At 65.7% G+C, this 4,003-nt stretch carries 5 protein-coding genes and 2 pseudogenes; 3 read left to right on the top strand and 4 right to left on the bottom strand.

Annotated features, from left to right (window positions below; genetic code table 11):
- Positions 1-491 (bottom strand): alpha/beta fold hydrolase (locus tag WAO18_RS23615; RefSeq protein ID WP_422208653.1); only part of this gene is annotated, 491 nt, incomplete at its 3' end.
- 88 nt (positions 492-579) lie between these two features.
- A pseudogene (locus WAO18_RS23610) lies at positions 580-840 on the bottom strand (class I SAM-dependent methyltransferase); the annotation flags it as partial.
- A gap of 4 nt (positions 841-844) precedes the next feature.
- Here WAO18_RS23610 and WAO18_RS23605 point away from each other — a divergent pair.
- Positions 845-1,065, top strand: a pseudogene (locus tag WAO18_RS23605) (hypothetical protein); the annotation flags it as partial.
- A gap of 55 nt (positions 1,066-1,120) precedes the next feature.
- Here WAO18_RS23605 and WAO18_RS23600 read toward each other — a convergent pair.
- The gene (locus WAO18_RS23600) at positions 1,121-1,612 is read right to left on the bottom strand and encodes a DUF309 domain-containing protein (protein WP_422208652.1); all 492 of its coding nucleotides are present in this window, start codon (positions 1,610-1,612) and stop codon (positions 1,121-1,123) included.
- A gap of 69 nt (positions 1,613-1,681) precedes the next feature.
- Positions 1,682-2,590: an alpha/beta fold hydrolase gene (locus WAO18_RS23595; protein ID WP_422208651.1), complete on the bottom strand. Its 909-nt coding sequence runs from the start codon at positions 2,588-2,590 to the stop codon at positions 1,682-1,684.
- A 365-nt stretch (positions 2,591-2,955) separates the two neighbouring features.
- On the opposite strand from WAO18_RS23595, the gene WAO18_RS23590 reads away from it, so the two are divergent.
- Positions 2,956-3,387 carry a TA system antitoxin ParD family protein gene (locus tag WAO18_RS23590; protein ID WP_422208650.1) on the top strand — a complete coding sequence of 144 codons (432 nt, stop codon included), beginning with the start codon at positions 2,956-2,958 and terminating at the stop codon, positions 3,385-3,387.
- Positions 3,384-3,962 (top strand): AAA family ATPase, encoded by a 579-nt coding sequence (locus WAO18_RS23585; RefSeq protein WP_422208649.1) that lies wholly within the window; start codon positions 3,384-3,386, stop codon positions 3,960-3,962. The genes WAO18_RS23590 and WAO18_RS23585 overlap by 4 nt, the downstream gene beginning before the upstream one ends.
- Positions 3,963-4,003 lie beyond the last annotated feature (41 nt).

Raw genomic sequence — 4,003 nt, 5'->3', positions numbered from 1 at the left:
AACCGCCGGGCGATGTTGGTGGCGCCGGCGCGGGTGGCCTCGGGACCGACCGCCGGGACGGTACCGTCGAGAACGCCCACCGCGGCGACGCGGTCGACCAGTGGAGGCAATGCTCCGCAAGCCAGTGCATAGGGGCCTCCGCCGGACATGCCCACCACGCCCAGCTGCTCAGCATCGAGCGCGTCGGCCACCTGCGCCATATCGGCAACCCATTCGCTCACCGAGGAGTAGCGGTGCGAATCGGACAGTCCCGTGCCCGGCCGCTCAATAACGATCACCCGCAGGCCGAGCTGCTCGGCGGCCCGCCGACCCTTCGCGAGGAATTGGCGCCGCGCGCCGAGTGTGCCGTGGAACCACAGCACTACCGGGCCCGTGGGATCGCCGAACTCGGCATAGCCGAGGCGACGGCCGTCGGCCAGCAGGAATTGACCTTCCACCCGCGGCTTTTCAACGCGCGGCACGCCGGGAGGATGCCGCAGTGGGTTGTCCATCGAGTTCGAGACTAGGCGACCAATTGACCTGCGACTGACCACCATATGAGGGGTTACCCGCAGTGTTAGGCAGGATTTCCCGCGCGATTCATCGCGGCTTTGTCGCGGTGACAAGGTGCGTCGAAACCCGTGGGCCGCCGTACCACATTCGCCATCCGACGCTTTTCCGCTCGACCTGTTGCCAGCCTTCCGCTCGCAGATGGTCGGCGTGCTGTTTGGTCTCCTAGAGATCGGCGATGGCGAGGCGACCGCCTGGGCGCAGCACTCGCATCGCCTCGTTTAGCGCTTGGCGGCGTCCGTCATGGCCCGGAATGTTGTGAATGGCAAGGCTACTGACGATGGCGTCCATGCGGGAGCCGCAGTGGCGCCACCGGGCTGAGGCCCCGACGATGCCGGAGTTGATGTCGGCCGCCGAGATCGCCGACGAGCTGGGTGTGTCGCGTCAGCGGGTGCATCAGTTGCGTGAGTTAGCGGCATTCCCAGCACTTTGGCTGATCTGCGTGGTGGCGTGGTGTGGGATGCGGCCGCGATACGCAAATTCGCGCAGGAGTGGGAGCGAAAGCCCGGCCGGCCGCGGGCTGAGGTCCACTAGTAGTGGGGTCACCGTCGAAATCACATTCAGAAAGCCGCTACTTGCGACCGGGTTCGACGACGAGCAGACGCGGTCGCAGCCGCTGCGGCGTGATCTGGACACCCGCCGTGAGGTCGTCGATCAGCGCATCGGCAAAGTCCACCACGCCGACGACGTCGATCCCGTGGCGTCCCGGCCGGTCGTCTTGGGAGAGACGGGCCGACGCGCTGCGCAGCAGACTCGTCGCCCCCTTGACGTTGCCGCGCTGGACGTGGGTGATACCAACCGCGAGCTGCGCCAGGCCCTGCCACAGCATCCGTTCATCGTCGGGACCGTCCTTCCAGGCCGCCTCAAGGACCTCGTGCGCGCTGAACGCCTGGCCCTGGTCCAGCAGATCCTGCGCATAGGCCAAGGTTTCGGCCGGTGTCAGCTCGAGGTCATCGGGGATCCGCGGAACGCCCGCACTGCCATAGGGCAGCGGCCGGCCCAAAGAATCACGCGGGCGTGCACTTCGGGCTCGACCCGATTGGTCGCGATCACGCTCGGCCATGCGCCCATCATGGCAAGCCGCGCTACGTGACGTCTTCGACGTTCACCATCGGGACAGCTCCCGATGGGCTCACTCTGCGAGCCCGGCCGGCGAGCCTGGCCCGGGTTTCGAACTCGGCTGCGGACTGTCCACATCCCGACGCTCGCTGGTCGCGATGAAGTCCTCGATCAGCTCGACCACCTCGTTGGGCGCCTCCACCTGCGGGAAGTGACCCACGCCGGGCAGGATCTCAAGTCTGCTGTCGGTGCGCGCCTCGTGCGCGGCATACGCGTGGTCGACCGGAATGATGCTGTCCCGATCGCCCCAGATCGCCATGATCGGTAGTTCCTCGCGCAGCCGCAGCCGGTTCAGCGCGCTGACCGCCTGCCCGCGGTAATCGACCACGGATCGCAGCGTTTTCAGGAACGACTGCCGCGTGTCGGCGTCCGACAGCGACGAGTAAGCGCTCCACAACTCGGCGCCGCGCGGCGACTGAATGCCGGCGGCCCTCAACCATGACCTGAGCTTGTTACCGGCGGTGAGCACCGGCTTGGGCGCAATGATCGGCAACACCAGCTCCGCGCCGGGCGCGGAGAGCAGCCGCAGCACCAGTCCGACATCGGGACCCAATCCGCCGCTGCTGATCAGGATCAGCCGCTGGACGTAATCGGGGTGCTGATAGACGAACTGCATAGCGACCCCACCGCCGAGCGAGTGACCGACCACGGTGGCCTGGCTGACGCCGAGTTCGTCGAGGAAATCGCGGAGCAATACCGCGAATGCGCCCAGCGAGTAGTCGCTGCGGGGTTTCGCCGACTCGCCGTGGCCCAGCAGGTCCGGCGCGATCACCCGGAAGTTCTTCGACAGCTGCGGGAGCACCGAACGCCAGCTGTCCGAACTTCCCGCCATGCCGTGGATCAGCAGCAGCACTTCCCCGTCACCGTTGTCGCGGTAGGCCACCCGATCGCCGTGCAAATCCAGAAACTTCAACTCATTCATTTCGACGGAGTACCCCCTTTTGGTCCCGACCCGGACGCGCGATGACGCCATCGTGACAGAAAACACCAGGCGCTGCTCGGGCGGCTTGTGGGTCAAGGCTGATACAGCGCACGGCACAGCCATCAAACAACGACACGCCCGCGACCTGGCAAGCACCCTGTATTCGCGATACCAGGGATGCCAGTGTGTTGCTTGTGACTATTGATGTCGACGACTACTGCGTCGGCTCTTAGAGGGAAATAGATGGACACACGTCACTGCATTCGCACTACCAGGTGGTGTGCCGACGCGGGCCAACGCCATCTTCTCAGCTTGGTTGTAGCAACCTGCTACAGTTGTAGCAGTCTGCAACACTAGGAGACGTTATGACGAACACCGCTGATCGGGTGACTCGCATCGCAGCCGACCTCATGGACAGCGCAGCCGCCGAGGGCGCGCGACAGAGCCGCTCGGCCAAGCAGCAGCTCGACCACTGGGCGCGGGTGGGCCGCGCGGTTTCGAGTCAGCAGACGGCGGCCCGGCGGCGGGTCGAGGCCGCGCTGACCGGCGATCTGGAACTGCGCGAACTGAGCGTCGAAGAAGGCGCGGTGTTCAACGCCGAGATCGCCGCGGCCATTCAAGAGAAACTGGCGGGATCGAATTACGGGAAGCTGTTGGCCGAGCGCGGCGTCACCACCGTGGCTCTCGATGAGAACGGTGACATCGTCGAGCACCGCCCTGATGGGTCGTCGGTGGTGCTCACCACGAAGCGCCGAGCGCCGCGACCCAGGAAGGCTAGCGCCGCGCCCACCCGATGAAGCGGCTCGATCTCGTCGTCGGACCCAACGGAGCCGGCAAGTCGACGTTCGTCGAACTCACGCTGGCACCGCTGCTGCCGGGAAGCGCCTTCGTCAACGCCGACGAGATCGCCAAGCAACGCTGGCCAGATGATCCGGAATCGCATTCGTACCAGGCCGCGCGGGTCGCCGCAGAGACGAGGGCCAAGCTCATCGAGCTGGGCGCATCGTTCATCGCCGAAACCGTGTTCTCCCACCCATCAAAGCTGGAACTGATCGATGCCGCCTGCGCGGCGGACTACACGATCGTCCTGCATGTCCTGCTCATCCCCGAGGAGCTGGCGGTCGAGCGAGTGCGGCGCCGGGTCATCGCTGGCGGACATGATGTGCCCGAGAACAAGATTCGCGAACGCTACCAACGACTTTGGGGACTTGTCGCCACCGCGATCATCCGTTGCGATTCGGCGACCGTGTACGACAACAGCGGGCTTAAAGGCCCCCGCATCGTCGCTCAGCTGAACGAGGGCTTCTGCATCGGCTCGCCGGCCTGGCCGGCGTGGACGCCTGACGTCTTGCGGTCAGCTTGCCTGGCGTAGCGCCACCTGATCACCAATGCCCTTGGTGGACAACCTCATTG

Origin of the sequence: Mycobacterium sp. (assembly GCF_049278535.1) — a bacterium.
In the GTDB taxonomy this organism is placed as follows: domain Bacteria; phylum Actinomycetota; class Actinomycetes; order Mycobacteriales; family Mycobacteriaceae; genus Mycobacterium.
This window is presented reverse-complemented; position numbering and strand designations above follow the sequence as displayed.

Coding starts and splice junctions, on each gene's coding strand:
- WAO18_RS23600 (WP_422208652.1), bottom strand. CDS start 1,612: ATGGCCGAGCGTGATCGCGACCAATCGGGTCGAGCCCGAAGTGCACGC.
- WAO18_RS23595 (WP_422208651.1), bottom strand. CDS start 2,590: ATGAATGAGTTGAAGTTTCTGGATTTGCACGGCGATCGGGTGGCCTAC.
- WAO18_RS23590 (WP_422208650.1), top strand. CDS start 2,956: ATGACGAACACCGCTGATCGGGTGACTCGCATCGCAGCCGACCTCATG.
- WAO18_RS23585 (WP_422208649.1), top strand. CDS start 3,384: ATGAAGCGGCTCGATCTCGTCGTCGGACCCAACGGAGCCGGCAAGTCG.